The 212-nt window shown below is 60.8% G+C and carries 1 protein-coding gene; it reads right to left on the reverse strand.

The window, feature by feature from the left end; translation table 11 throughout:
- A partial coding sequence (locus tag COD92_RS31450; RefSeq protein ID WP_141561172.1) for a YbfB/YjiJ family MFS transporter occupies window positions 1–212 on the reverse strand: 212 nt, incomplete at both ends.

The following is a 212-nucleotide window of genomic DNA, read 5'->3' on the forward strand; positions in this document are numbered from 1 at the left end:
GGAATGAACCGATGATCACTGCCAGCACGGCCAACGCCATGAAAGAGTGGGAAACCGCCAGCAGTCCCAGCGCAATCGCCTGTACCAGCAATACCAGCCGAATACCCATCCGCGCGCCAAGCCGATCTGCGAGAAAGCCGTAACTTACCGGGCCGACAATTGCGCCCAGGCCATACATCACCCAAACCAGTGCGCCAATCTGCGCCCCGGCC

Source organism: Bacillus sp. AFS037270 (assembly GCF_002585305.1).